The sequence below is a fragment of the Desulfosarcina widdelii genome (assembly GCF_009688965.1).
GTDB classification, from domain to species: Bacteria; Desulfobacterota; Desulfobacteria; order Desulfobacterales; family Desulfosarcinaceae; genus Desulfosarcina; species Desulfosarcina widdelii.
Genome location: NZ_AP021875.1, coordinates 2445556 through 2470854 on the forward strand (window position 1 = coordinate 2445556; position 25299 = coordinate 2470854).

General features: G+C 53.9%; 26 protein-coding genes. 12 read left to right on the forward strand and 14 right to left on the reverse strand.

What is annotated here, in order from left to right; translation table 11 throughout:
- Positions 1-75: 75 nt before the first annotated feature.
- Entirely contained in the window at positions 76-1428 is a 1353-nt protein-coding gene (locus tag GN111_RS11545; protein WP_155303894.1) for an ISNCY family transposase, read from the forward strand.
- Here GN111_RS11545 and GN111_RS11550 read toward each other — a convergent pair.
- Positions 1425-2581, reverse strand: a protein-coding gene (locus GN111_RS11550; RefSeq protein WP_231715477.1) for an IS3 family transposase whose coding sequence is annotated in 2 segments (ribosomal slippage) — positions 1425-2323 and positions 2323-2581 — 1158 coding nt in all. Because the reading frame shifts where the segments join, the coding sequence is not laid out codon by codon here. The genes GN111_RS11545 and GN111_RS11550 overlap by 4 nt on opposite strands.
- A 201-nt stretch (positions 2582-2782) precedes the next feature.
- Here GN111_RS11550 and GN111_RS34425 point away from each other — a divergent pair.
- Positions 2783-3025 (forward strand): ankyrin repeat domain-containing protein, encoded by a 243-nt coding sequence (locus GN111_RS34425; RefSeq protein WP_155303895.1) that lies wholly within the window; start codon positions 2783-2785, stop codon positions 3023-3025.
- Between the two features lie 1113 nt (positions 3026-4138).
- Positions 4139-4378, forward strand: coding sequence for a hypothetical protein (locus GN111_RS11560; protein ID WP_155303896.1), 240 nt, complete (start codon positions 4139-4141; stop codon positions 4376-4378).
- 291 nt (positions 4379-4669) lie between these two features.
- Here the strand turns inward: GN111_RS11560 and GN111_RS11565 are convergent, their stop codons facing one another.
- On the reverse strand, positions 4670-4972 hold the full coding sequence (locus GN111_RS11565) for a PilZ domain-containing protein (RefSeq protein ID WP_155303897.1): 303 nt from the start codon (positions 4970-4972) through the stop codon (positions 4670-4672).
- A 206-nt stretch (positions 4973-5178) separates the two neighbouring features.
- Here GN111_RS11565 and GN111_RS11570 point away from each other — a divergent pair, with 206 nt between their 5' ends.
- Positions 5179-6069 (forward strand): hypothetical protein, encoded by an 891-nt coding sequence (locus GN111_RS11570; RefSeq protein ID WP_155303898.1) that lies wholly within the window; start codon positions 5179-5181, stop codon positions 6067-6069.
- Here the strand turns inward: GN111_RS11570 and ald are convergent.
- The 11 genes from ald to GN111_RS11625 all read right to left on the reverse strand — a co-directional run bounded on the left by ald (position 5990) and on the right by GN111_RS11625 (position 16531).
- Positions 5990-7102 carry an alanine dehydrogenase gene (ald, locus tag GN111_RS11575; protein ID WP_155303899.1) on the reverse strand — a complete coding sequence of 371 codons (1113 nt, stop codon included), beginning with the start codon at positions 7100-7102 and terminating at the stop codon, positions 5990-5992. The genes GN111_RS11570 and ald overlap by 80 nt on opposite strands.
- A gap of 22 nt (positions 7103-7124) precedes the next feature.
- Entirely contained in the window at positions 7125-8453 is a 1329-nt protein-coding gene (locus GN111_RS11580; protein ID WP_155303900.1) for a cyclic 2,3-diphosphoglycerate synthase, read from the reverse strand.
- 92 nt (positions 8454-8545) lie between these two features.
- The gene (locus GN111_RS11585) at positions 8546-9622 is read right to left on the reverse strand and encodes an NAD(P)H-dependent flavin oxidoreductase (RefSeq protein WP_155303901.1); all 1077 of its coding nucleotides are present in this window, start codon (positions 9620-9622) and stop codon (positions 8546-8548) included.
- 240 nt (positions 9623-9862) lie between these two features.
- Complete coding sequence (locus GN111_RS11590; protein WP_155303902.1) at positions 9863-10387, reverse strand: YeeE/YedE thiosulfate transporter family protein; 525 nt, start codon at positions 10385-10387, stop codon at positions 9863-9865.
- 15 nt (positions 10388-10402) lie between these two features.
- Complete coding sequence (locus GN111_RS11595; protein ID WP_155303903.1) at positions 10403-10924, reverse strand: YeeE/YedE thiosulfate transporter family protein; 522 nt, start codon at positions 10922-10924, stop codon at positions 10403-10405.
- Between the two features lie 197 nt (positions 10925-11121).
- Complete coding sequence (locus GN111_RS11600) at positions 11122-12027, reverse strand: hypothetical protein (protein WP_155303904.1); 906 nt, start codon at positions 12025-12027, stop codon at positions 11122-11124.
- A complete protein-coding gene (locus GN111_RS11605) occupies positions 12024-12626 on the reverse strand; it encodes a hypothetical protein (protein WP_155303905.1) in 603 nt (200 codons plus the stop codon). The genes GN111_RS11600 and GN111_RS11605 overlap by 4 nt, the downstream gene beginning before the upstream one ends.
- Positions 12627-12638: 12 nt before the next feature.
- Positions 12639-14168 carry a hypothetical protein gene (locus GN111_RS11610; protein WP_155303906.1) on the reverse strand — a complete coding sequence of 510 codons (1530 nt, stop codon included), beginning with the start codon at positions 14166-14168 and terminating at the stop codon, positions 12639-12641.
- Between the two features lie 43 nt (positions 14169-14211).
- Positions 14212-14553: a hypothetical protein gene (locus GN111_RS11615; RefSeq protein ID WP_155303907.1), complete on the reverse strand. Its 342-nt coding sequence runs from the start codon at positions 14551-14553 to the stop codon at positions 14212-14214.
- A complete protein-coding gene (locus tag GN111_RS11620) occupies positions 14550-15602 on the reverse strand; it encodes a histone deacetylase family protein (RefSeq protein WP_155303908.1) in 1053 nt (350 codons plus the stop codon). The genes GN111_RS11615 and GN111_RS11620 overlap by 4 nt, the downstream gene beginning before the upstream one ends.
- Complete coding sequence (locus GN111_RS11625; RefSeq protein WP_155303909.1) at positions 15599-16531, reverse strand: universal stress protein; 933 nt, start codon at positions 16529-16531, stop codon at positions 15599-15601. The genes GN111_RS11620 and GN111_RS11625 overlap by 4 nt, the downstream gene beginning before the upstream one ends.
- 342 nt (positions 16532-16873) lie before the next feature.
- Here GN111_RS11625 and GN111_RS11630 point away from each other — a divergent pair, with 342 nt between their 5' ends.
- Genes GN111_RS11630 through GN111_RS11640 form a run of 3 tightly spaced genes read left to right on the forward strand, consistent with a single transcriptional unit; the run spans position 16874 to position 19771 of the window.
- On the forward strand, positions 16874-17398 hold the full coding sequence (locus tag GN111_RS11630) for a TIGR03546 family protein (RefSeq protein ID WP_155303910.1): 525 nt from the start codon (positions 16874-16876) through the stop codon (positions 17396-17398).
- Positions 17395-19164 carry a TIGR03545 family protein gene (locus GN111_RS11635; protein WP_170302230.1) on the forward strand — a complete coding sequence of 590 codons (1770 nt, stop codon included), beginning with the start codon at positions 17395-17397 and terminating at the stop codon, positions 19162-19164. The genes GN111_RS11630 and GN111_RS11635 overlap by 4 nt, the downstream gene beginning before the upstream one ends.
- 22 nt (positions 19165-19186) lie before the next feature.
- Positions 19187-19771 (forward strand): hypothetical protein, encoded by a 585-nt coding sequence (locus GN111_RS11640; RefSeq protein ID WP_155303912.1) that lies wholly within the window; start codon positions 19187-19189, stop codon positions 19769-19771.
- Between the two features lie 731 nt (positions 19772-20502).
- Here the strand turns inward: GN111_RS11640 and GN111_RS11645 are convergent.
- A complete protein-coding gene (locus tag GN111_RS11645) occupies positions 20503-21093 on the reverse strand; it encodes a J domain-containing protein (protein ID WP_155303913.1) in 591 nt (196 codons plus the stop codon).
- 770 nt (positions 21094-21863) lie between these two features.
- Between GN111_RS11645 and GN111_RS11650 the strand changes: the two genes are divergently transcribed.
- From GN111_RS11650 to GN111_RS11670, 5 genes are all read left to right on the forward strand, one after another.
- Positions 21864-22040 carry a Flp family type IVb pilin gene (locus tag GN111_RS11650; RefSeq protein WP_197740533.1) on the forward strand — a complete coding sequence of 59 codons (177 nt, stop codon included), beginning with the start codon at positions 21864-21866 and terminating at the stop codon, positions 22038-22040.
- Positions 22041-22147: 107 nt separating this feature from the next.
- Positions 22148-22324: a Flp family type IVb pilin gene (locus tag GN111_RS11655; RefSeq protein ID WP_197740534.1), complete on the forward strand. Its 177-nt coding sequence runs from the start codon at positions 22148-22150 to the stop codon at positions 22322-22324.
- Positions 22325-22412: 88 nt separating this feature from the next.
- Positions 22413-22979: an A24 family peptidase gene (locus tag GN111_RS11660; protein ID WP_155303916.1), complete on the forward strand. Its 567-nt coding sequence runs from the start codon at positions 22413-22415 to the stop codon at positions 22977-22979.
- A gap of 19 nt (positions 22980-22998) precedes the next feature.
- Complete coding sequence (gene cpaB, locus GN111_RS11665; RefSeq protein ID WP_155303917.1) at positions 22999-23847, forward strand: Flp pilus assembly protein CpaB; 849 nt, start codon at positions 22999-23001, stop codon at positions 23845-23847.
- Between the two features lie 28 nt (positions 23848-23875).
- Positions 23876-25279, forward strand: a complete 1404-nt coding sequence (locus tag GN111_RS11670) for a type II and III secretion system protein family protein (protein WP_155303918.1) — start codon at positions 23876-23878, stop codon at positions 25277-25279.
- Positions 25280-25299: the final 20 nt, after the last annotated feature.

The following is a 25299-nucleotide window of genomic DNA, read 5'->3' on the forward strand; positions in this document are numbered from 1 at the left end:
CTTCTCTTTGTAGTATATTGAAAGTCGCCAAACAACCAATATCACTACAAAAGAAAGAAAGGAGCCGATCACAAAATGCGCGAAAAATGGCAAAAACAGATGCCCCTGATGCCTCAGATCAAAGACCACGCCCAAGCAAAAGAACTTACAGCTATCAGTGGTATCATCGATGCTCACCCTATCATCTGTGATCGCGTTCTTCAAGATTTGAACAAGGGCAAGCTGGTGGCCTATCGAACTGGGGCTGACGGCATGAGCGCCGACCAGGTACTGCGTTGTGCTATCGTCAAAATCCTTTTCGGTTTTACGTATGATGAACTGGCATTTCATATTGTCGATTCGCAGGCATTGAGTTGGTTCTGCCGGATCGGTATCGCCGACAAGGGATACAAAAAATCCGCCCTGAACAAAAATATCAAAGGCATATCGGACGCCACCTGGGAACTGATCAATGCGGATCTTTTGGGATATGCGAAGCAAAAGGGCATTGAAAAGGGCCGACAGGTCCGGGTCGATTGCACGTGCGTTGAAACTCACATCCATCATCCCACCGACTCCAACCTGCTGTGGGATGGTGTTCGCGTGTTGACGAGGCTGCTGAAGCGCTTCCGGGATGAATCGGGGATCACAGTTCCTGACTTCCATAACCATACCCGTGTTGCCAAACGACGGATGCTGGCGGTGATGAATGCCAAACGGAAAAACAAGCGTAAGGTTGCCTATGTGGACCTGCTCAAAACCAGTCGCAAAGTGGTTGGGTACGCTCATAAGGCAGTCGCTGCGATCAATGCCGGTGCGACCTGCGACCCGCTGGTCATGACGATTGGCTTCCAGATCGAACATTTTGTCGATCTGACCCGCAGGGTGATCCACCAGACCGAACGCCGGGTTCTTCATGGAGAAACGGTCGATGCCAAAGACAAAGTAGTATCGTTGTTCGAGCCACATACCGATATCATCGTCAAGGATAGGCGCGATACGCTGTTTGGTCACAAAATCTGTCTGACCGGAGGCGCGTCGAACCTTATTTTGGACTGTGTCATCACCGAAGGCAATCCGGCCGACGCCGACCTGACGATACCGATGCTTGAGCGGCAAAAACAAATTTATGGCCGCTATCCCCTCAAGGCCAGCTTCGACGGCGGTTTTGCATCCAAGGAAAACTTGAAGCGAGCCCAATCGCGTAAGATCAAAGACGTCTGCTTTGCCAAGAAACGAGGTCTATCTGAAACCGACATGTGCCGCAGCCAATATGTGTATCGTCGATTGCGCCGCTTTCGAGCGGGTATTGAATCCGGTATCTCCTGGCTGAAGCGTTGCCTTGGCCTGACCCGCTGTACCTGGAAAGGATGGGACTCGTTTAAATCCTATGTTTGGTCTTCGATTGTGGCCGCCATGGACTTTCCCCAAAAAAGTAGACACGGTTAAAAGCAAACTGCTGATTTCATGGTCTGTTCGAATTGGGCTGGGGTTTTGTAGCCCAATGTAGAATGTTTGCGTTTCCGATTGTAATAGATCTCAATGTACTCGAATATTGCCCTCAAGGTGTCTTGAGGCCCCTTGAAGCGTTCATGGTGAATCAATTCCGATTTGATGATGCCGAAAAAAGACTCGGCCACCGCGTTGTCCCAGCAGTTGCCCTTGCGACTCATGCTTTGAACGAAACCATGCTTATTCAACACTTTTCGAAAATCCTTGCACGCATACTGAACCCCGCGATCCGAATGGATAATCAATCCGGGACCGGGGCGACGCTTGCGGATCCCGCGGGCAAGCGCTGTAAGCACCATTTCCGTGCTCAAAGAACTGCTCAGCGCCCAGCCGACCACCATACGGGAAAACAGATCGATAAAGACCGTCAGGTAGAGCCAGCCACGTGCGGTAGCGATATAGGTGATATCCGACACCCACGTCTTATCAGGGCCGTCCGCCGTAAAATCGCGCTGCAACAGATTCTTCGCGACCGGATAGGAGTGCTTCGAATCGGTGGTCGTCCGATATTTGCGCCGATAGATCGAACGCAGCCCCATTTCCTTCATTCTGCGGGCAACCCGGTTTTTGCTGACTGGAAATCCCATGTCGTTGAGTTCATCCGTGATTTTCGGACTGCCACAGCGCCTTTTATGTCTGTTGAAAATGGCCTTGATGTGAACGTCCAGGCGCCGATTCTCAATCGCCCGTTTGCTCTCGGGACGGTTGCGCCAATGGTAATAACCGCTGCGAGACACCGAAAGAACCCGGCACATCTTCTCAACACTCCAAAGAGTGCGGTGCCCGTCTATGAACCCGAATATCTGTTCGGGTCCTCCGAGAAGATGGCCACGGCTTTTTTTAAGATGTCACGTTCCTGCCGAAGTCGCTCGTTTTCACGCTTGAGACGCCGCAACTCATCGTCGTCTGGCTTGAGGCGGCCTTTACCTGGAAACGCCTGGTCGCCATCATTACGCAACTCGCGTTTCCAGCGACTGATGATGCCTTGGCTGATGCCAAGGTCGCGTTCGATTTCGGACTGTGTGTTGCCTGGCTCCGAAGCCAGTCGCACCGCTTCGATTTTAAATTCTTTGTCAAATCGTTTTCCCATGGTGGAACACCTCCTGTTGCCTCATACAACTTGGCTGTTCGGTGTGTCCACTTTTTTGAGATGATCCACCAACCTGCTGACCATCGCCAGGGGAAAAACAGCCACTTGAGACCTTAATCGATTCCGCATCGTGAAAACTGGTTGAACAAGTGCGCTTGCATTAAGCCGATTTCGGTAAATTAGCCACAAACCGATGTAGCGATGGTGAGAAAAATCCTGCCGAGGATTTTACCACTCTATTTTTTTTGCGACTCGGCTCTGAAAATTACCATTTATGGATCGACACTAATTAACGCAGCATACTATAATTTTTATGATGTTGCTAAAATACTGATCAGATACAATGCAGACAAGACTATTAAGGATATGCATGGAAACACAGCCTACGATTATGCTTCGCAATACGAATATACCCGGATAATGAACCTGTTGAAGGACGAATAGCGGCAACGTCGTTAACGCACAGGAAAGAGGCCTCAGTGAGGTACCTTACAAATAAATCAGGGCTGATGTAATCCAATTCCCGATATATAGAACTTGACTGATCCCTATTTCCGGGACTGGTTCAGCGCAAAAGCTGCAAGCTGATAGTGCAGCCTTGGGAGAGAATAGCAGTCTTGCTCCCTTAGATTTTAAGCGCCCATCCGTTTAATCTACGCCCAAACTCAAATCTATTCAGGACCAGGACAATCAGCATCGCAAGGCAACCAGCAATACACGCCGAAATAAATTTAATCTTATCCATTTTGCCCCCTTGGTATTGAATTTATCCCTCCGGTTTCACTGTTAAAATTCGAGCCTGACATGAAATGTGTAACTCATTCGATTCGAAATTTTCTCCATGTGCCAACTGGTCAGTTATCAATTCAGCAATCCACATGCCAAATTTATTTTTATCATAAATACTATGGTTTATCTTTTTTAAAGAGGAGTTTTCCGAATTGAGAATCAAAATATTGAGCGAATTGACCTAAAAATTATAACCTTTTTTACATAATTATCGAGAAAAGAAGCGAGAACGCAGAAAATCGTCGGGTCAATTCACTTATAGGGACAACCTCTCGAACGGTCCATGTCCCCGACAGGGTAAAAGCCCTGTTTGAAGCCAATGGGGTGAAAGCGACAATAGAGAAATACAGCCGAAATTCGAGAGTCAGGAGGGAATCGGAATTTCGATCCGCAGAAAAAAGATGCCGGGCCACCTTTCGTCAGCCCGGCGAAAAGAAGATAAGGAGGTTAACACGGTAGTATAGGTTCAGCGACTCCGTGTTGCATTCCGGTACAGGCTGAACCTTGCCGAGGTACGATCTCAACATTATGGAGTTGTAATATTTTCTTTCGGGGGTATCTATATCAGACCGCAACGGAACCTCATCAAACCTCAATCGGATCCAGAGTTCTCTTTTGAATCACCCTGCTTCGCACCTATTTAGGTTCCAGGGCCATCTGAACGACAATACCTGTTCAAGGTGCCATATTCAAAATCGGTATTATATTAGGTTATCAAAAACCGAAAACCATCGATACATAACAGACCGCCCGGAAGGAGGTATGACCATGACCGATACGAATTCAATACCGGAAACCGCTATCGATCCCGTTTGCGGCAAGACTTTCGACCCTCGCAGCATCCGCATTTTTTCCAGTGACGACAAGGGCACCCATTATTTCTGTTCGCAGGATTGCAAGCGACGGTTCGACTCCGCTGACACCAAATCCAAAAAAGGGTTCTGGGCAAAGTACACCGACCGCCTGAAAGACACCCATTGCACGCGGACGCCGCCCGAATGCACATAATCGACCGCACCGTCGCCGGTGTTTCTCCATTTCTGCTGCCTTGATGAAAGGAAGCGCAAAACGGCGACACGATTTCGATACGCTTTTCCCGGTCAAGATCGATCCCAATCGATCTTGACCATTTTTTTAAAAGGATGCAGGGGAATGGAGTGCGAAGGCCGGCTATCGTCGGTATACCGCAGGGATTGGAGGGGACGGTTCTTTCGAACCCGTCAGCAATCAGAGTGTTAAAATTCGGGGCCGATCCGTGCCGCCGAGGCATTTTAGTACTCCTAATTACGAACAGGTGTACTAAGCGAACGAAGCGTTTTCTGAAATCCGCTCTTCGATGGGATCGTCGAACATCACGGCAAAGCCCCTGTCATGGGAACGCACCACGGTCCCCATGACGTTGGGCCGCCGGTCGAAAGCAATGATCGGGAACCGGAGACTGATCCGCTGGCCGCGCTCAACAGCCCGATGGGAATGGATATAGATGCCGCCGGCGCTGACATTGGCGATCAAATCCCGATAGGTTCCGGACTTAATGGTGTACTTGGCGGTGTACAACGCCGGATGACGAGGGTATTGACGTTTTTCCGCTTTCGAATTCATTTGCCACCACCTTCTGTTTCATCGTGTGAATACCCGATTTCCCTTCAGCACACCTTATTCCTACCGGGTCGAGCGATTTCGATCAATAAAAAATTTAATCCGTTGGTAGTAAAGGCAAATTCTGCTACAAAGCGGGCGTTTCCGAATCGCTGCGTTGTTCGAAAGCTTCGTTATGCAAAACGTTACTTTTTCATAAGAATGATCATATGCCTGCAAAAAACGAACCCGATGCCGTTTATCTGTGCCAGGTCGGTCCCCACGTGTCCTGCGGGGCCTGCTGCGGGCTGTATAATGTCGCCGATCCATCGCAGAAAAACCTGGAGGCCCTGCTGACGCGCCGCACTCGCTGGTTTGCCGAAGTACCCCGCACCGTTTCCGGAATCGATGCCTTTTGCGACCGGGTGACAAGCGCCGAGCCCGGCAAGCGACCGTTTCCAGATTTCCACCACTGCCCGTTTCTGGGCATGATCGAAGACGACGGCCGCCGGGTGGGCTGCCTGCTGCACCCGCTGGCTGCGGGAAATTCGGGGTTGGATTGGCGGGGGCTGAGCTACTACGGCGGCATGGCCTGCCGCACCTATTTCTGCCCCAGCGTCCGGCAACTGCCGGCCCGCTGGCTGGCCGCCGTGCGCCGGAGCATGGACCACTGGTACTTTCACGGCCTGATCGTTACCGAACGGCGCCTGCTCACCGAATGGTTCACGCAACTGGAAAAACGCCTCGGGCGGGTCATCAAGTCCGAGGATTTCTCGTCCGAGCCAGCGGCTAAAGTTTTGCGGAATGCTTTTATCGCCTTGAAAAGCAAATGGCCTTTCCGGTGTCCGGATGCACCGGGGGGCGTCTGCAACTACTTTTTCGAGGATGGTCAGTATCAGCGGCCGGAAGTAAAAATGGGAAAAAATAAGATGTCCTCTTCACGCTTCGGCGCCATTTTCCGGGAATTGGATTCGGGATTCTCATCACCCTCGGAGGTCAAAGCCGCCGAGGAAAAAATCGAAGCGATGTTGACAGCACTGGTTACAGCAGTTCCTCGACGGGGGTATAAATCAACCCGAAGGCCTCGGCCACAGCCTTGTAAGTCACCTTGCCGTCGATGACGTTGGCGCCCTTTTTGATCTCCTCGTTGGCCTGCATGGCCCCCTTCCAGCCCCGGTTGGCAATCTGCAAGGCATAGGGCAAGGTGGCGTTGGTCAGCGCCAGCGTCGAGGTCTTGGCCACCGCTCCGGGCATGTTGGCCACGCAGTAGTGCACCACCCCGTCGATCACGAAGGTGGGATCGTTGTGGGTGGTGGCCTTGGAGGTCTCGAAGCAGCCCCCCTGGTCGATGGCCACGTCCACCAGCACCGAGCCGTTCTTCATGGTCTCGAGCATGTCGCGGGTCACCAGCTTGGGCGCCTTGGCCCCGGGAATCAAAACCGCCCCGATCACCACGTCGGCCTTTTTGACCAGCTTGCGGATCGTCGCCGGGCTGGACATCAGGGTGAAGCAGTTGGCCGGCATCACGTCGCTTAAATAGCGCAGCCGGTCCAGGTTCATGTCCAGCAGGTACACCTTGGCCCCCAGACCGCAGGCCATCTTGGCCGCGTTGACCCCTACCACGCCGCCGCCGATCACCACCACCGTGGCCGGCTCCACGCCGGGCACTCCGCCCAGAAGAATGCCGTGGCCGCCCTGGGTCATCTCCAGGTACTTGGCCCCTTCCTGGATGGCCATGCGCCCGGCCACCTCGCTCATGGGCGTCAGCAGCGGCAGGCTGCCGTCGGCCTTCTGGATGGTCTCGTAGGCAATGCACACGGCCTTGCTATCGATCAACGCCCGGGTCTGGGGCTCGTCGGCGGCCAGGTGCAGGTAGGTGAACACGATCTGCCCCTCCCGGATCAGATCGTACTCCGGTGGCAAAGGCTCTTTGACGTGCATGACCATGTCGGCCGCAGCGTAAATCTCCTTGGGGGTGGCGACCATTTTGGCTCCGGCCCGGGTGTAGGCGTCGTCGGTAAAACCGCTGCCCGCTCCGGCATTTTTCTCCACCAGTACCTCGTGCCCGCTCTTGACCATCACCTCCACGCCCGCCGGGGTCATGCACACCCGGTTCTCCTCCGACTTGATCTCCTTGAGTATTCCGACAATCATGTTTCCTCCCTTTTGCATGCAGTTAGGATTGAAAACTCCCGCCCAGCTTTGCTCGGATCACCTCTTCCAGGGTTGGCGAACTGTTGTCTTGGTATTCATAGCGTACCCGGATCACCGGCTTGTCCACGGCAACCAGGGCCGCCAGATCGATGGGGGTTGCCGACAGCACCAGATCACATGGGCATGCATTGATGGTCTCCTCCAGGTCCTTGATCTGCCCGGAACTGTACCCCATGGCCGGCAGCAAGGTACCGATGTGACTGTAGGCCGAAAAGGTGTCTACCAGGCTTCCCTTGAGATAGGGGCGCGGGTCGGCCAAAGATGCGGCGCCGAAGCGGCGGGCGGCGATGACACCCGCCCCGTAGGCCATCTCTCCGTGGGTCAGGGTGGGCCCGTCCTCCACCACCAGAACGTGCCGGCCTTTCACCTGGGCAGGGTCATCCACCCGGACTGCGGAGTCGGCCAGAATGATCATCGCCTTCGGATTGTGCTGTTCGATGGTCTTGCGGACCTGCTCCACCTTCTCGGGTTCGGCGCTGTCGACTTTGTTGATCACGGCCACGTCGGCCATGAGAAGATTGGTTTCTCCTGGGTGGTAGCGGGTTTCGTGGCCCGCACGGTGGGGATCGAACACTACGATGTGGACGTCCGGTTTGAAAAACGGGGTATCGTTGTTGCCCCCGTCCCAGACGATCACGTCGGCCTCATTTTCCGCTGCCTTAAGAATCAGGCCATAGTCGACGCCGGCATACACCGCCGCGCCCATGTCGATGATCGGTTCGTACTCCTCGCGCTCCTCGATGGTGCAGCGCTGGCTGTCCAGATCGTCGCGGGAGGAAAAGCGCTGCACGATCTGTTGGGTGAGATCGCCGTAGGGCATGGGATGCCGGACGCAAGCCACCCGCCGGCCCATCTGCTGCAGGATCCGGATGATTTTGCGGCTGGTCTGGGATTTTCCGCAGCCGGTGCGCACCGCGCACACGGAAATCACTTTGCGGCTGGAGGTCAGCATAGTGTAAGGGGCGCCGATTATGATGAAATCGGCGCCGGCGGCGGTAGTCAGGGAAGCCTTGTGCATCACCTCTTCGTGGGTAACGTCGCTGTAGGAAAAGGCCACCAGGTCCACCTTGTGCTTTCGGATCAGTTCGACGAGCCGGCTGTCCCTGTGGATTGGGATGCCTTGGGGATATTGCTTTCCTGAGAGTTGCGCGGGATAGATGCGGCCGTCGATGTCGGGAATCTGGGTGGCGGTGAAGGCAACCACGCGGTATCGCGGGTTGTCCCGGAAGTAGACGTTGAAGTTGTGAAAATCCCGGCCCGCGGCCCCCATGATGATCACGTTCTCCACCACTCGGCACCTCCCTTGATCGTCAAAGGATTCAATAACCGATTATACCAGCGTCCTGGCAAAAAGAAAGGATCAAAGTGAAGGGAACGCCACGATCAGGCCGTTGCTTCTTCGTACCCCGAAGCCAGGGCATCCATCAATTCCTTGACGGAAACGATCTCGTTGACGCGAAAGGCGTTGGCGCCCGCAAAAGCAAAGCCGCTGGTCAACTTGCCGCGCCGGGCTTGGGCCAGAGCCATGCCGATACAGTAGGGGCTTTTTTCCGGATCGCAGGTCTTGATGCAGTGGTAGGGGCATCGAAAAGGACGCCGGATGCCGGCGGCCACATCCGTCAGAAAGCCGTTTTTCAAGGCTCTGCCGGGAAGTCCCACGGGGCTTTGGATCACTGTGAGGTCCTCTTTTCGAGCATCGACGTAGGATTGCTTGAAGGCCGGGTCCGCGTCGCACTCGTGGGTGGCGACGAAGCGGGTGCCCATCTGGACGCCGCTGGCCCCCATTTCCAGGAACCGCCGGATGTCGTCACCATCGTAAATGCCGCCGGCGGCGATCACGGGAATGGTAACGCCGTGCTCGGCGCGCACCGTTTCCATCGCGGCGACGACCTCCGCGACCAGGTTTTCCAGGCAGTACCGGGGATCGTCCAGTTGATCAACCTTGAATCCCAGGTGCCCGCCCGCCTTGGGGCCTTCCACCACAAAAGCGTCGGGCAGGTAGCGGTAGCGCTGGAACCAACGTTTGCAGATCAGGGCCGCGGCACGGGCCGAGGAGACAATGGGTACCAGGCGCGTGCGGTCCCCTTTTTTGAGGAAACCGGGCAGATCCAGTGGCAGGCCGGCACCGGCGAAAATGATGTCGATTTTTTCGGCGATGGCGGTTTTCACCAGTTCGGCAAAATGGGTCAGGGCCACCATGATATTGACGCCGATGATCCCGCGGCTTTTTTCCCGGGCCGTTTGGATCTCCCGGGTCAGGGCACGGCAGTTGGCCGCCAGTCCGTTGGTGGCGACATCTTTTTCGGTAATGCCGGCCATGGCGCCGGCGATCACCCCGATGCCTCCGGCATTGGCCACCGCGGAGGCCAGGCCGGACATGGAAATCCCTACGCCCATACCGCCCTGGACGATGGGCAGGCGGCTGACCAGATGACCGATTTTGAGTTCAGGCAGTTTCATGGATGCACCGTTTTCAGATCCTTTTGGCGTTGTCGAAGGCAATCGGATGAAGAAAGTGTATCCATAGCCAGATAATGAATAAGTAACAATCGGGAAAAGGAGGTATGACAAAAGTTTTACAGTGACTCAAACCTTAGATGGCTGTTGGAAAAACACAATTAAAAAAGCAGAGCCCGAATCGGCTCTGCTTTCATCTCCAAACAATCGATGCTGCCTTTCAGTCTGTTGCATCCATGATGACTACAGCCGTTTTTTCTCGAAAAGAGCAAAGAAGCCGATCACAAGGACCGTGAACCCGAAAATGACAATCCAGTGATTGATTCCCAACAGTTGCGGAACCGTAATTTTACCAAGATTCCCGATCGGTTCAATATAGGTCTTCAACAATGGGTAGGCCCAGGCGTGTATTGCACCTCCTGCAAGCATTCCCAGGATTCCCCAGGCCGCATCGGTCCGACCTTCGCCCAGTGCTCCGCCGGCCGTACCGGGGCAATAACCCAATATGGCCCAGCCGATGCCAAATAACGCGCCTCCTATCATTTGCGCACCGAGGGATGTTCCCTTGAGATTGAGGGTTATCAAACCAAAATCCTTGAGCAGGTAGATACCCACAGCGCCGACTACGATGGCGCTGAGCATGAATTTGAAAATGGTCATATCTTTGAGTCGCAACGCGCCAACCTGCTTGTCAAACCGAAGTACTTCGGCCCGTTGCAGCAGAATCCCGAATAAAACACCGGTAATTAATCCATAAAGCAGGCTCATGATGCCACCTCCTTGTTATTGACGGTCGTATACCAGTTTTGCGGTGATCAGCCCGAAGAGGAAGAAAAATGCAAGTGCAATAAAACCGCTGACGGCCATTTGCGACAGACCGCTCAATCCATGGCCACTGGGACAACCGCCGGCCAGGCGAACACCGAATAAAGCGACGGCACCGCCGGTAAAAGCCGCAGCCGCCCTTTTATAGGGATTACTGCCAAACCGTTCGGCCCACATTGGCGGCACCGGCACATACTTAAAACTGCCACTCATTGTAGATATCACGAAGGAACCCAAAAGGACCCCAATAACAAACATCAATTGCCAGTTGGGAAGGGAGCCCGGCCCGTATTTTCCTCCTTTGGTGGTAAAATAATCGAAACGGTTGGTATCCACCCCTGCCTTTTCTTCGATGAACGCCGCGCTGCGTGAAAAAGTGGTGGATGCACCCATGAATTGACCGGCTACAGCCACTGAAACGACGAGCAATACGCCAGCCAATGCACCTGAAATATATGGATTCCATGATTTTATCGACATAGCTAACCTCCAAAACATGTGGATTGTCTAATTTGTTTTTTTGGATAGAACCGGAGTTGCCGAGAAGGTTACAGATTCAATACCGGTTTTCTCCAGATTTGGCGTGGCTTTGAATGGATTGGGTGTCTTATCGTAGAAGAATTCAAGAAAAAGGCCGACCACAAATCATGTCATCGGCCTTTAGGGATTCGGGCAGGCTACATGTACTTGTCCCGCAGCAGGGTCAGTCGGGTCAAATACCGCTCCCGGTAGGCCAGACCCTTCTGATTGGAGATGTCGTAAAACAGATAGTCGATATAGGGCCGCAAATCGATGCCATAGCGATTGAATTTCTCGTCGTTTGCCCGATCGACGACCAGGATGGAGTAATAGTTTACCAGCATCCGGATTTTGGATTCCCGGCGCAGCAGATAACTTCTTCCCCCAAGGGTGTTGAGAAAATAGCCGGCATAATCGTAGAGCCGTTCCAGGGAAAGCGGCTTCTCGTCTCCCGGCAAAGCCCCACGGCATTCGACGATCCAGGCGTAAAACACCGCCATGGCCGGTTCCAGGACCCGATCTTCCGATGCCAGGATGTCGCCGGCCAGGGTGAGGGCGTCTCTGCCCAGAACCCGGTAAAAATGGGTCACATTTTTCACCAGGCGGAACATGTCCTTCATTTCGGCGATGTTGACGGGCGGGTCGGCCAAAAGTTTTTTGGCGCACTGTCTGAAGAACCCGGCACTGCCTTCTTGGATCTCCCGGCTGGCAAAATAGCTGCGGCCGTCCAGGTAATTGAAAAAGGATCGCATCTGCCCTTCGACCTTGTCGCAGTCGACCGGCAGGGTATCGGCATCCTGTTGCGGGGCCGGGGTGCCGAACACCGTGGGAAACACTTCGTCATCGGGGCGTCGCTGGCGTTCGGTTTCCAACTCGGCCCGCATTTCGTCCAGGTCGGCTTCCATTTTGCGGATGACCTCGACGCATTCGTTCTGGGCCTGTTGGCGAACGATGTCCATCTGTTCCCGATGCCAGCGTTTGACCATGAAAAAGGTCACCAGACCGGCAATAATCAGGGCAAAAACAACGGCAACGGTGGCAAGGGTCCTGTTCGTGGAATTCACATCGATCTCCTTTTAGGCTTCCGTCCGGGTGGTGGTACGATTCGGGCCAATGTCGGGCCGGCGGCAGTCGTCCTTCGGCCATCCAGTATGGCTGCAGCCTCGGCCAGGGCGGCTTCGGCTTCCTCCAACCGGGCCGCGAAACGCTCCCGATGGATACGGGTCAGTTCGCCGGCGCCGGTGGCCTCGACCAGATGCCGGCTGCCGACGGCACGCCGGCCCACATGGGTGACCAGCATGCTCAACGCCAGCATGGCCCAACGCCGGTGGCTGTCGGCCGAAACCGCATCGGGAATATCGCCGCACAGGAATTCATAGCAGACCGGCGGGCGCCCCGCAACTAGGGTGCAGCCTTTCGGGGACAGCCAACCGCGCTTTTTATCGAAAACGGCCTGGGGCGAAAAGCGGCGAACGACCCGTTCCAGAAAAGCGCTTTGTCGGCTTTCCTCACAAAAATGAGGCCGGCAGCAAACGTGCCGGCAGACGGAACAGGCCGGCTGGCAGCGCTGCTCCATCTGCCGTTGAACCCGCTGTTCGAAGTCGCCGTACCGATCGACCATCGAAGCGATTTCTGCCTGGCTTGTACTACCGTTCCGTATCATCGGTATCTCTTCTTAAGTGCCCCCCGCCACGCGAACAATAGCCCAAGCCAGAAGCAGGGCGAAGTCGATCTGCAGCAGCCGCATGCCCCGCCGCCGAAGCCGCCAGGGCGGCAGTGAAAAGGCAACCACGAAACCGCCGGCTGCAAACAGGGGCGTGAGGACGGCCAGGTTGGCCGGATGCCAGTTGGCCACCAGGGACGCCACATACAGGTAGCCCACCCACGCCAGGCTCAGCGCCTTGAGCCGACGTGGGCCCCGCAAAAGGGCGTGGGCTATAGCCGGTAGCACCAGCAGGCTGGCAAAAGGCCCGAAAGCCATTTGTCCGCTGCCCGAAAACAACGGTGCAAAGGGCACCCGGATACCGGCCCCCGTGAACACCGGCAGGACCAGGGCATTATAGACGGCTCCAAGCAGGCCGTTCAGGTCCACCCCCAGCATCCAGTTCAGCATTTTTTGAATCGGTTCGGTGGCATCGACGCTGGCAAACAGGTAGCGAACCAGGTTGGCGCCGGCTTCCATGATGCCACCATTGTCCACGGCCACGCCGGAACCCAACAGCGGATGGCCGTGAGCCAGGTTCATCAGGCCAACGGGAACCTGGGCCAACCCCAGGAGCGGTAGCAGAACCATCGCACCCGCCAGCGGCTTGTCCATGACCATTTCCCGAAACATCAGCCATCCGTGCCGGCGGATCATCACCACCAGCAGCAAAAGAACCATTACCGCAGACAGGGCGATGCTCATGGCATTGGAATCGATGGAGAACAGGATGCTGACGAAAAAAAGCCGCAGGTCCCCGGGTTGATGCTGCTCCAGCAGACGATAGATCAAGACCAGTGAAAAGGCAACGGCTGTGGCGCCAATCAGTTCCGCGGTGGGCCACAGGCCCAGCCAGACCAGACGGGGCATGCTCAGCACCAGCAGGGCCACAGTCAGGGCCATGGGCGGCCAGGCATACCGGCGGGCCAGCGCATAAGTGCAGCATCCGATAGCCAGGTAGGCCAGCAGGCCGAACCCGCAGGCCCGGGCAGCCAGGCCAAAACGGGCGGTGTGAAAAAACAGGGCCGGGGCGTTGAGAACGGGTATCGATCCGGCCTCGGCCAAGGCCTCCTGGCCGCCGCTATACCCTCCGGTTAGAAACTCCGGCGGCATTGGATTCGACGGGAGAAACGCCATTTTAGGATCGCCGAGAACCACCACGCCCAGCATCAAAAGCCCTGCCGTCAGGATGATCCAACCCGGCAGGATTTCCCGGCGAATCATCCCCCGCACCGCGTCCATGCCGGTGTGCACCCAAGGAAGCCATCTTCGACCGCAAACCAGAACGGCGGTCAGAAACGCCCCTTCCATGATCGCTCCGGGCCAGGGCGACCCGACCAGCAAGCTGCACTGGTGAATCAAGGAGAGAAGCACGAAAACCGTCACGACGGCCCCGGCGTAAGCTTCGGCCAGCGTGTAACCCTTTGACCGGAGCCACGCGAATCCCGCCATGACAAATAGCATCGTCTCGGCGATCAGGCCCAGCGCAATGCAAGCCGTCAATGCCAGCCGCCTTTGTCCGCAATTTTAACGTTCAAGGCCCGAATCATTTTGCGCGCGCCTCTTTCTCCGCCTTCTGGGCCTTGAGATGTTCGACGATCTCCTTCATGAAATCCCGCATGTTGCGGGCCAGCCGTTCGCATTCCGGGCAGTATACCTTGCGGAACATCTTTCCGTGGACATCGTTCTGGTGCCAGTACCAGTCGATGTAAGGCGTTCCCTTGCAAAATTTTTTGCCAGTGTACTGGGCGATGGGACACCCCACGCAAATCAGCGGGTAAAAGATGCGGCAGGGCGGGCAATCCAGCACACCGCCGTCGGATCGCTCGCCGGCGATGATCCGCTCCCACTTGCGGACGGAAGCCTCCATGATGGTGATTTTGTTCATTGCTCCAGCTCCTTCCAGAAGCGCCTGTGGGTATGCAGACAGCCTTCCAGGATGGCTTTCAGGCGTCCAGGTTTGGCCTTTGCCGCCATGGCCTCCACATCGGTTTGGGTTCGGCCTGTCAGCTCGTCGATCATGGCCAGGGCCGATTCGGTCAGGGCCTCGGCGTTGTATCCCCCTTCCAGGCAAAAAACGGCCCGGCCCCGGCAGGTTGCTTCGGCGATGTCCAGGATCAGCCGGGTCAATCCAGCAAAGCCGGCCGGCGTCACCCGCATGCCGCCCAGAGGATCGTCAATGTGAATATCGAAACCGGCGGAAACCAGGATCATCTGCGGCTTGAATGCTCGGGCCACGGGCACCAGTAACCGCCGATAGATAGCGGCAAACTCGCCGTCCCCGCACCCCTTGCTCAAAGGCACGTTCATGGTGGTGCCCTCGCCCGGTCCAAGGCCGGTTTCGGTAAGATGCCCGGTGCCGGGGTAGTGGGGGAATTGGTGCGAAGAGAAAAAAAATACGGACGGATCGCGTTCGAATACGTGCTGGGTCCCGTTGCCATGGTGCAGGTCCCAGTCCACCACCAGGACACGCTCCATTCCCATGAAGGTGCGGGCCGCCATGGCGCCGACGGCCACATTGTTGAAAATGCAGTAGCCCATGGCCCGGCTGCGTTCGGCGTGATGCCCTGGAGGACGGGCCAGCACCAGCGCATTGGCCAGCCGCCCTTCGACGACTTGCCGGATGGCTTCGATGGTCCCGCCGACAGCTAGCCTCGCCGTCCGCCATGAACGCTCGCAGGTCAGCGTATCCGTGGACAGGGACGATGCGCCCTGGGTTGCGGTGGCCCGCACCCGTTCCAGGTAGCTTGGGCGGTGCACCAGCAGGATCTGCTCTTCGGTTGCCTCTGGCGGTGCAACGGTGACAAAATAACCGTCTCCGATCGTCTCCTCCAGTTTCCGGTAAAGCATCTCCAGTCGGCGGGGGTGGTCCGGATGGCCCTCGTCGGTCACATGCTCCAGGTAGGCAGGGTCCCATACGATGCCCGTGGGTTTCATCGCCGGGGCCCTTTCTGAAGGCTCTCTTCCTTCGGTTCGGGAACCGTCAGGACGCAGCAGGGGGCGCGGCGCAGCAGGGTCTCGGTGGTCGAACCCGATATCCAGCGTCCCAACCTGGTCGAGCGATGCACACCGACAACGATCAGATCGGCCGCCTGCTGTTGCGCGATGCGCAGTATCATCTCCTGGGGTACGCCGGGTTCCACGGTGACGTCAATGGCGTCGGCGTGGGAAAACCATTGCTGCGCCTGTTCCTGCAGTTGGCGTTTAAACCGAAAGTTCTGCACCTGCTGGCTCTCGCCGTAGGAAGCGGCGTCACCGTCGCTTTCCGGCGGCATGGCCACAGGGCTTTCCAGGGTGTGCACCAGATGCACCCTGGCGCCGGAATCGCTTTGAACCATCTCCAACAGCGGCCCCAACCGCTGCCAATACCCATGGCCGTCGCAACTGACGACCGCCTGCCGGATACCATCCGTACAGTTGCGATTTTCGGCGTCGTCAGTTTTGACCACCAGCATTGGACGGTCCAGTTGGCGTGTCAACCGCTCCACCACCGTACCGACAAAAAGCCGCTGAAATCCGGAAACCCCGTGGCTGGCCGAAACCACCAGCGCCGGCGGCAGACTGTCCACGAAAGCGGTCATCTGCTCCACCGGGTCGCCGAAGCGCACCACTGCCTCCCAGGGTACGGGAGCCCGGGCCATCAGGTCAGCGATCTTTTTCCGGGCTGTTTCGGTGTGCCGGGACAGGTCCCCGCCCCGCTCGAAGACCGCGGTGGCATGAGCCCCGTCCTGGGGATGGTGCACCGCGTGAATCAGATAGAGCGGCAGTCCCGCCCGCCGGGCCAGTGCCACGGCGCGGGAAACCACCAGAGAACTGAAGGGGGAGAAATCGACCGCACAAACGATGGCCTGGATGCGAAGCGGCATGACGGGAATCCTTGTGCTGTAGATCCGGGAAAGGCCAATTTTTAAAAGACATGATCCGTATTGGAGCGCATGTCGGAAGAATCGCGAACAACGGTCGATCCGGATGACTGGATCGCAGTACCTGAACAGGTTGTCGCTTGCCGTGGATATCGTGGCTGAAATTCTGCTTCATTAGTTTAGGAAAAAGCCGACAAACCTGTCAATGCGAATCCACAGGGCGATGCAAATACGGTTGCCCTGCTGCCACCGGAGTTTTAATTTGAACTGACACGCAATTGGGTTTAAAATAACAATCATTATTTTACGTCCATCAATTTGGATGCACTACAGATAGGAGCTGTCATGATCGAAGCCATTGCCAATCTGCTCAAGGTGCTCAACTCGGAGACCAAGCCGGGCCAGATTTCCCTGGCCCTGTGCCTGGCCATGATCGCCGGGTTTACGCCGGTATTGTGCCCCCACAACCTGCTGGTGCTGCTGCTGGTGCTGGTACTACGGGTGAACCTTTCCGCCTTCCTGCTGGGGTGGGCCTTTTTTTCGGGGGTGGCCTACCTGCTGGACCCGCTGTTCCACCGTATCGGCTTGGGCATCCTCACCGCCCCTGCCCTCACCGCGCTGTGGACCGGCTGGTACAATACTGCCTTGTTTCGCCTGGACCGGCTGAACAACACTGTCGTCATGGGAAGCCTGCTCTTTTCCCTGGCGGCCTTTATTCCCGCTTTTTTCCTTTTCAACCTGCTGATTCGGCGCTATCGCGATCATCTTCTCGCCTGGGTGAGAAAAAGCAAGCTGATGAAGGCCCTGGAGGCCAGTAAATTCTACAGCGTGTATCAATCCGTGTCCGGATGGAGAGGAGGTGCCGCATGAAAGGATGGATTCGCTGGAAGGGCCTGATCGCCTTTGTGGTCGCCGTGGTGACTATCGTCCTGGTGTGGTTTCTGGCCGTAGATGCTGTGGTGCGCCGGGTCATCGAAACGGCGGGCACCCGTGTCGTGGGCGCCAGGGTGGATCTGGCCGCCGCTGACCTCTCCCTGTTTCCCACCGGATTGACGCTTGTCGGTCTGGAAGTCACCAATCCGGATGCCCCCATGGAAAACACCGTGGAAGTGAGGAAAATGACCATGGACCTTGATCCCGGCTACCTGATCCGGCGCAAGGTGATCGTCAACAACCTGCAGGTCGAGGGACTTGCCTTCAACACGCCCAGAAAAGCGTCCGGCGAGGTGCCGGAACTGGCCCGAAAAAACCGTGAGAAAAAAGAAAGACAACTGTCCGAAGCCGCCAAGGCGGGCGTGGAAAAGGTTTGCGGATCGTTCAGCATGCCTTCCCTTTCTCAGCCGGACGTGGAAGCGATTCTGGCAAAAGAGTCCCTGGACTCCATCGCCACGGCCAAGGAATTGGATCAGGCGCTGAAAGCCGAACAGGCCAAATGGGAAAAGGAGCTGGAGCGGCTGGCGGACGAAAAGACCCTGGCCGAATACAAAACGCGCATCGAAAAGATCAAAGGCGGCGGCGGCTCGCTGGGCGCGATTTTAGGGGCCGCCGGAGAGGTCCAGCAGTTGCAGGCCGACATCAAAAAGGACCTGGATCGGCTGAAAGCGGCTAAAAAGACCTTCACCACCGATTTCAATGACTACCAGGCCCGGGTGCGCAATCTGGCCAATGCGCCGGCCAAGGACATCCAGCGTCTCACGAACAAGTACAGCCTTTCTCCCGAGGGCCTGTCCAACATGAGCCAGTTGATCTTCGGCCAGCGGCTCTGCGGTTGGGTTCAAACGGCATCGGACTGGTATGCCAAGATCGAACCTTACCTGTCCAACGTTTCCGTCGGCGGGGAAGGAAAGCCGGAGGAGCAAACCCCCTTGCGGGGCAAGGGCAAGAACATCCGTTTTGCCGAGACTCCGCCCATGCCCGATTTTCTCGTTCGCAATCTCAAGATCGATGCCGCGCTACCCGTGGGCAAGCTGACCGGCAAAGCGGAAAACGTCACCCTGGACCAGCACATCCTGGGCCGCCCCATGACCTTTGCCTTCCTGGGCCGGGAGATGAAGCGGATCGCTTCGCTGAATCTGTCCGGAACCGCAAACTACGTGAAACCGGACGCCCCCAAAAACGATGCGAAGCTGACCGTCAAGGGTTTGGGATTGGAGAATCTGTCTCTAATCGACGACAAAGTCCTTCCCCTGGTCCTGCGTCAGGCCACCGGCAATCTGAATCTGAACCTGGAAACGGTGGGCAATGTTCTCGATGCCGCCCTCAAGGCAAATTTCAGCAGCGTCGAATTCGATGCGCAGGCCGCCGGAAAGGCGGCCATGGCCGAGGCCCTGCAGACGGCCCTGTCGGGGATCGACCAATTTTCTCTGACCGCCGATATTGCCGGCACCCTTCAGGCCTACACGGTGGACATCTCCTCGGATCTCGACAAAGTCCTGAAATCCGCCGTGGGCCAACTGGTCAAAAAAGAGGTTGCCAAGTTTCAGGCACAGCTCGAGCAGAAGATCTCAGCCCGGCTTCAGGGCCCCATGCAGCAGGCCCAAAGCAGCCTGTCGGGTCTGGGCGACATCGAAACGGAGCTGACCAACCGGTTGAACCTGGGGAACAATCTGCTCAAAGGACTGAAGCTGCCGTTTTAAATGGTCCCGGACATCGTGAGTCATGCAACCTCATCTTCGTATACGGTCTTTGATTGTCCCGATCTTAATTCTGCTCGTCGTCTTTGAAAGCGTTGGACTGGCACAGGATTACGGGATCTCCCTGATTGTCGGTCAATTGACCGAGGAGAAATGGGAGGATGCCATCCTTCCCGATGCCGATTATGCCGATGCCACGCTTGGGGTGATGGCCGGATCATGGACGCCGTTCCGTTTTTTCGACGACAAGCTTTCCTGTGAGTTGGAGGCACAGATCGGCAAATACTTCGGGGACCAGGATCACTGGGAATTCAATCTTCCCGTAATCGCATTGCGCTGGCACCGGTTTCCCTGGGACCGCTATCTGGCCAACACCATTGCCTGGGGAATCGGCCCCTCATACGCCACCGAGGTCCCGTATGTCGAGCTGGAAACCAACGACGGCAGCAGCCGTTGGCTGATTTACTGGTATGGGGAGTTGACTTTTGCTCCGCCGGTTGCGAGCTGGGAATTGCTGCTGAGGCTTCATCATCGATCCGACGGTTTCGGTTCCGTCGCCGAAGACGGCGGCTCGAACGCTGTTTGTACAGGATTGCGCTATCGGTTTTAGCTTGATCGGCCTCAAAGGCAGGATCAGCCAGGGAGTTTTTATTTTATCCACTTCTAATCATTGATCAGCCATCGCAACAACCTGATTTTACGTATCCATTTTATCGACAATATTTGTCAGAGAACCTTCATTTTTTGGCAATATCTCGAACAAGCAGCCCATCAACATCCCGTAACTATTTGAAAATTTGCATATTTTATTATGGCAGGTTTTTTGCTTCTTCTCTCCTTGAGATTCTTTTCAGACCTTGAGTCTTCAAGGAGGAAGCGTCATGTTTATACCCAATTATTTTTACCCAAACGATGAATGCACGCGAACAAAATCTGACAAGTCGCTCCATCGAATACTCTCTGTAGTACCTGAAAGCATGGTTAGAAAAGGGAAGACGAGCAAATGTTTAATATATCCTGTAAGGGTAATTAAAAAACTTTGGACACATTGTGGGGGTGGCGCCCTCGGATCTGGATAGGTTTGTGTCGATTGTTATCCAAATTAGCTTGGTTTTGGTGACATGATGGCAAGCCAATTACAAAAAACACTCAAATCCGGTGGCAGGTTTGCAAGCATCGAAAGACCTCGCGATTAATACTTTCGAATTGAAACGAATCGCAAATCCAAAGGGTTGATGCCGGATGAATTTATATTCGACGCCATTAGTGAAGCTTGCCGCGGTTCACAAAGAACAGCGCAGAATAAATCGGCTTTGATTTTTCAGGAAAATTGTAACCTTATTACGATTCCAATAAGCGTAGTTTTTCTCTTCGCTCCGATAGCCCCGAAGATTCTGGAAGCAAACGATCGTTATTAAGAACCAACCCCTCCCTTTCGATGGTATCCACGCCCTCTGCTGTAATTTCGAACCCGCCGGTTTCCGTTCGAACGATTAGCTTTCTTTCCTTTAGATACCAGATATGGAAGTCCAACGTCTCTCCGGGCCATTCCATCAGATTTTCCAATTGAACGATCCCTACGCCGGAATTGGATGGATCTTCCCGTCGTTTGGTATATAATATGGAGAGAATTGTTCTGCGGATATGCTGATCCGAACCGAAACCTTCAGATTTGAAAGCTTGGGCAATGGCCTTCCACTGTTTGTTCTTTGATGGTTCGTACTTGGCGTCATATGCTGCTCTTGTGACAGGGTTGGATAGAATCTTATAGGCGTTGGTTACTGTTTCGAATTTCTCGATATCTCCAGTTTCATCGTTATCGGTATGGTATTTTTTAGCCAACAACCGATATACTCTTTCAATTGTTTCCGAATCAGCATTGGAACTGATCTGCAGGTTTTCATAGTGATCACAAAATGTTTTATCTAACATTTCAGGTCCTTTCTGCTTAGTGGAATCGTTCTTTCGAGCAATGGTACCTGTGAAGCAATAGTCGAAACAAAGTTACATCAAGTAGTACCGAACAATTAAAGCAAATTGCGCGCCACTTAATTTTTCCCTTTGACTTCTTTTATGTTGTCTCTCGATCCTCCTCCCTACCAAACCCGCAAGACTTCTCAACTTTTTTAGTCAAGTTTGCAAGATATGTACGCTACACGCAGAAGACAATTGGGAAGTAATTCAACTCTCATTATTACCTTTTTTTCATAATTTTAAAGTCTGCTGGGTCTCGATTTCTGTGGGGCATTTTGTGCGAAATACCATTTTTCCGAAAATATTTATTTTTTTGCGTGCTGAACATACTGCAGATAGCGATATACAAAATTCGCTTTTCTGAAAAGCCATTATATTCTCTTCATATTGTTTTTATTATATTATTTAATTTTTATGTGAGTCCAATCTCTCTTTTTGATTCCAATTTTGCTTTCCTTACCATATCATCGCCGGCCTCATCTTTACTATCTGTTCTGTTTTTTGGCATGCTACATGCTTAAAGTTAAAGTAGGTTTGGGAAAAACGTCCCAATTATGAAATTGAATGGGCAATATAGAATTCTAAATGCTGAAAGGATGCTCATTCCACATCTTAAAGGAAGGGAGGTGAACACGCGGCGTAGAGGGGTTTAAAAGTTTAGGGACACAAAAGATTTTAAGTTGGAACCCGGAACCATTTCTTAAAACCAATTTTAAAGGAGAATGAAAGTGAAAAGACTGATTGCATTTTTCAAGGAAGAAGATGGGCTGGAGACTGTTGAGTACGGAATCATTCTTGGCCTTATTGTTGCCGGAACAATAGGTTTGGTCGTTACGATTGGCAACTGGGTAAACACTTCTTTCACAAATGTCAGCACTGAGTTGACTGCTAATCCGCCAAATTAATATTTCAACTCAAAGTAATTTTTCTTTCCTCCGAATGTAGCAGAATTCGGAGGACAGAAATAATCAAATTAAAGGTATTAGACTACTTTTGCCAAAGGAGAAAGAAAGTGAAAAAACTGATTGCATTTTTTAAAGAAGAAGATGGGCTGGAGACTGTTGAGTACGGAATCATTCTTGGCCTTATTGTTGCCGGAACAATAGGTTTGGTCGTTACGATTGGCAACTGGGTAAACACTTCTTTCACAAATGTCAGCACTGAGCTGACTGCTAATCCGCCAAATTAATATTTCGACTCAAAGTAATTTTTTCTGTCCTCCGAATGTAGCAGAATTCGGAGGACAGAAAAAATTAAATTAAAGGCATTATACTACCATGACATTAACACCTTACATACTTGTATCCGCGGGGATATCGATCGCTGTGGTAGAAGACCTAAGACGTCAGAAAATACCTAATGTTGTCACTTATTCAATGATGCTTTTTGGTATAATTTTTCATATCGTTAATGCAGGCTTAGCTGGTCTGATATTTAGTATCGAAGGCATGTTCGTGGGAACAGGTATTTTTATCATTCCATATCTATTAGGAGGTATGGGTGCAGGGGATGCTAAACTAATGGGAGGCGTCGGAGCCATTTTAGGGGTCACCGGCGTTATCATTGCTGCTGTAATTTCTATTCTATTAGGTCTGATTTACGCAATTATACTTCTTTTGATCAATTGGAGCTTCGGGCGGTCTTTTCTCAAGAGATCCTACACAACATTAAAAACATTTCTCTTCACAAAGCAATGGGTTCCAATTCCACCCCCAAAAGGAGAAAAACAACCAGTGTTATGTTACGCACTGCCGATTGCAGTGGGAACATTGTACACCGTTTATATAAAATTTACCGGCAGCGGCTTGATTCAAGATCTGCTGGGGTTTCAGTTTGTCATTTAACTATCGAAGGAGGCCCATCATGGGTAGATGGAAAGCATTTATACCGATCGCATTGGCATTGGTGATCGCAGTTGGTGGAAGCGTCTTTCTGTACAAATGGTTGAAAATTAAAACTGCTCCTAAAGAAGTGGTGCAAAAGGTGGAGTCTGAAGCCGTAAACGTGGTTGTCGCGGTTGTGGACCTGCCTTGGGGAACCAAGATCCAGAAGGAGATGCTCAAGACCGCACCTTTCCTAAAGGAAAGCCTCCCCAATGGGTATCAATCCGACCCCAACAAACTCGTGGGTCGGGTGGTGATCTCACCGCTTCAGGCAACTGAGGCGGTGCTGGAATCACGCCTGGCTCCCGAGAACGTCACTGTCGGCGGCGTCTCAGCCGTTATCAAACCGGGCATGCGGGCCATCGCCGTGAAAGGCAATAAGATTATCGGTATCTCGGGATTTATCAAACCCGGCAATCGGGTGGACGTGCTGGTTACCCTGAAGGATCCCAGAAACAAATCGGAAACGACCAAAATGGTCCTGAGCAACGTTCTGGTCCTGGCTACCGGCACTGAAATTCAGGAAAACCAGGACGGCAAGGCGAGCCCAGTGGACGTATACACCCTGGAAGTGGATCCCGAGCAGGCTGAACGGCTGGCCCTTTCGGCTGCCGAAGGCAAGCTGCAGTTCGCCTTGCGAAACAACATGGATATGGAAACCGTACTCACCAAGGGGGCCACAATTCCTAAGACACTTGCTTCACTGCGAGGGGCCGACCCCAAAGTCAAGACGCCGACAAAGGTCAAAACCTGGGTGCCCCGAAAACGCAGCCTTACCGTTGAAACGATCAAGGGGGATAAAGTCGGCAAACAGAAGTTCAATCTCTGATTCTAATTGAAGGAAAGGGGTATCCGTTATGCTTCTGGTTAAACAATCAAAAAACCTTCGGGCGGCAGTCCTTGTCACAATATTGATCCTATTAATGGTGGACATATCGTGGTCGGCCGAGTTGCTGATGGCTTCACAGACTCACACGGTAAAAAAGCTAAATCTTCTTGTGGGGAAGTCCATCGTCCTGAAGAGTGAGGCTTCCGCCAAACGAATTTCCATCGCGAACCCGGATATTGCCGATTTCGTGTTGATCTCTCCCAATGAGGTGTACATTACCGCCAAGAGCGTCGGGACCACGAATATGACATTGTGGCAAAAGCAAGGTGGCTACCAGGTTTTCGATTTACATGTCGGGTTTGATGTTTCCTTATTAAAACAGGATCTCAACCAAATTTTACCCGAAGAAAAAGACCTTCGTGTGACAGCAGCAAAAGATTCCATCACCCTTTCTGGAAGGGTTTCCGATGCAGCCAACCTCTCCCGGGTGCTGACCATAGCTCGTTCCTACGCTCCGGGAGGCAAGGTCAACAACTTGGTCGAGGTCCGCGGCGTCCAGCAGGTCATGCTGGAAGTTCGTGTCGCCGAAATGCAGCGCAGCCTGGGCAAACGCATGGGAGTCAACTTCAACTATCTGAGCCAGAGCGGCAATTACGGTTTCAGCTTTTTAGGGGGGCTAAGCGGGCTCAACGAGGATGGTGAATTGATATTCAGTGACTCGGTCAATGCGCTTTTCGAGTTCACCAGCAACGGCACTAACTGGATGGGCTTCATCGACGCACTCAAATCAGACGGATTGGTTAAGGTCCTCGCCGAACCCACCCTTATCGCCATGAGCGGGGAATCCGCCTATTTTCTGGCCGGCGGAGAATTTCCCATCCCAGTGCCCTCGGGTGATGGCGACATCACTATCGATTACAGGGAGTTCGGAGTGCGCCTGGCTTTCACACCAACGGTTCTGTCTGGCAACAAAATCAACATTCGGGTAGCGCCTGAGGTATCCGAACTCGATTTCACCACCGCAGTACAGTTTGAAGGGTTTGTCACCCCGGGTCTATCGACTCGAAAAACGGAGACTGTGATCGAGTTGGCCGATGGCCAGAGTTTTGCCATCGCTGGGCTTCTCAGGGATACGGCCAGGGATACGATCGATAAATTCCCTTTCTTGGGAGATATTCCTGTGTTAGGTGCGCTGTTTCGCAGCCGATCCTACCAGAAAAATGAAACCGAGTTGGTCATTATCGCCACTCCCCATTTGGTAAAGCCCCTAGACATGAAAAATCAGACCCTGCCAACGGATTTCTATACTGAACCCAACGATGCGGAATTCTATGTTCTGGGGGTGATGGAAGGAGAAAACACGGGCAGTCCGACGAACCTTATTGGTGATCTTGACGGGGAGTTCGGACATGCCATGCCGGAAAAAAAATAATGCGCCATTAACAAATCATC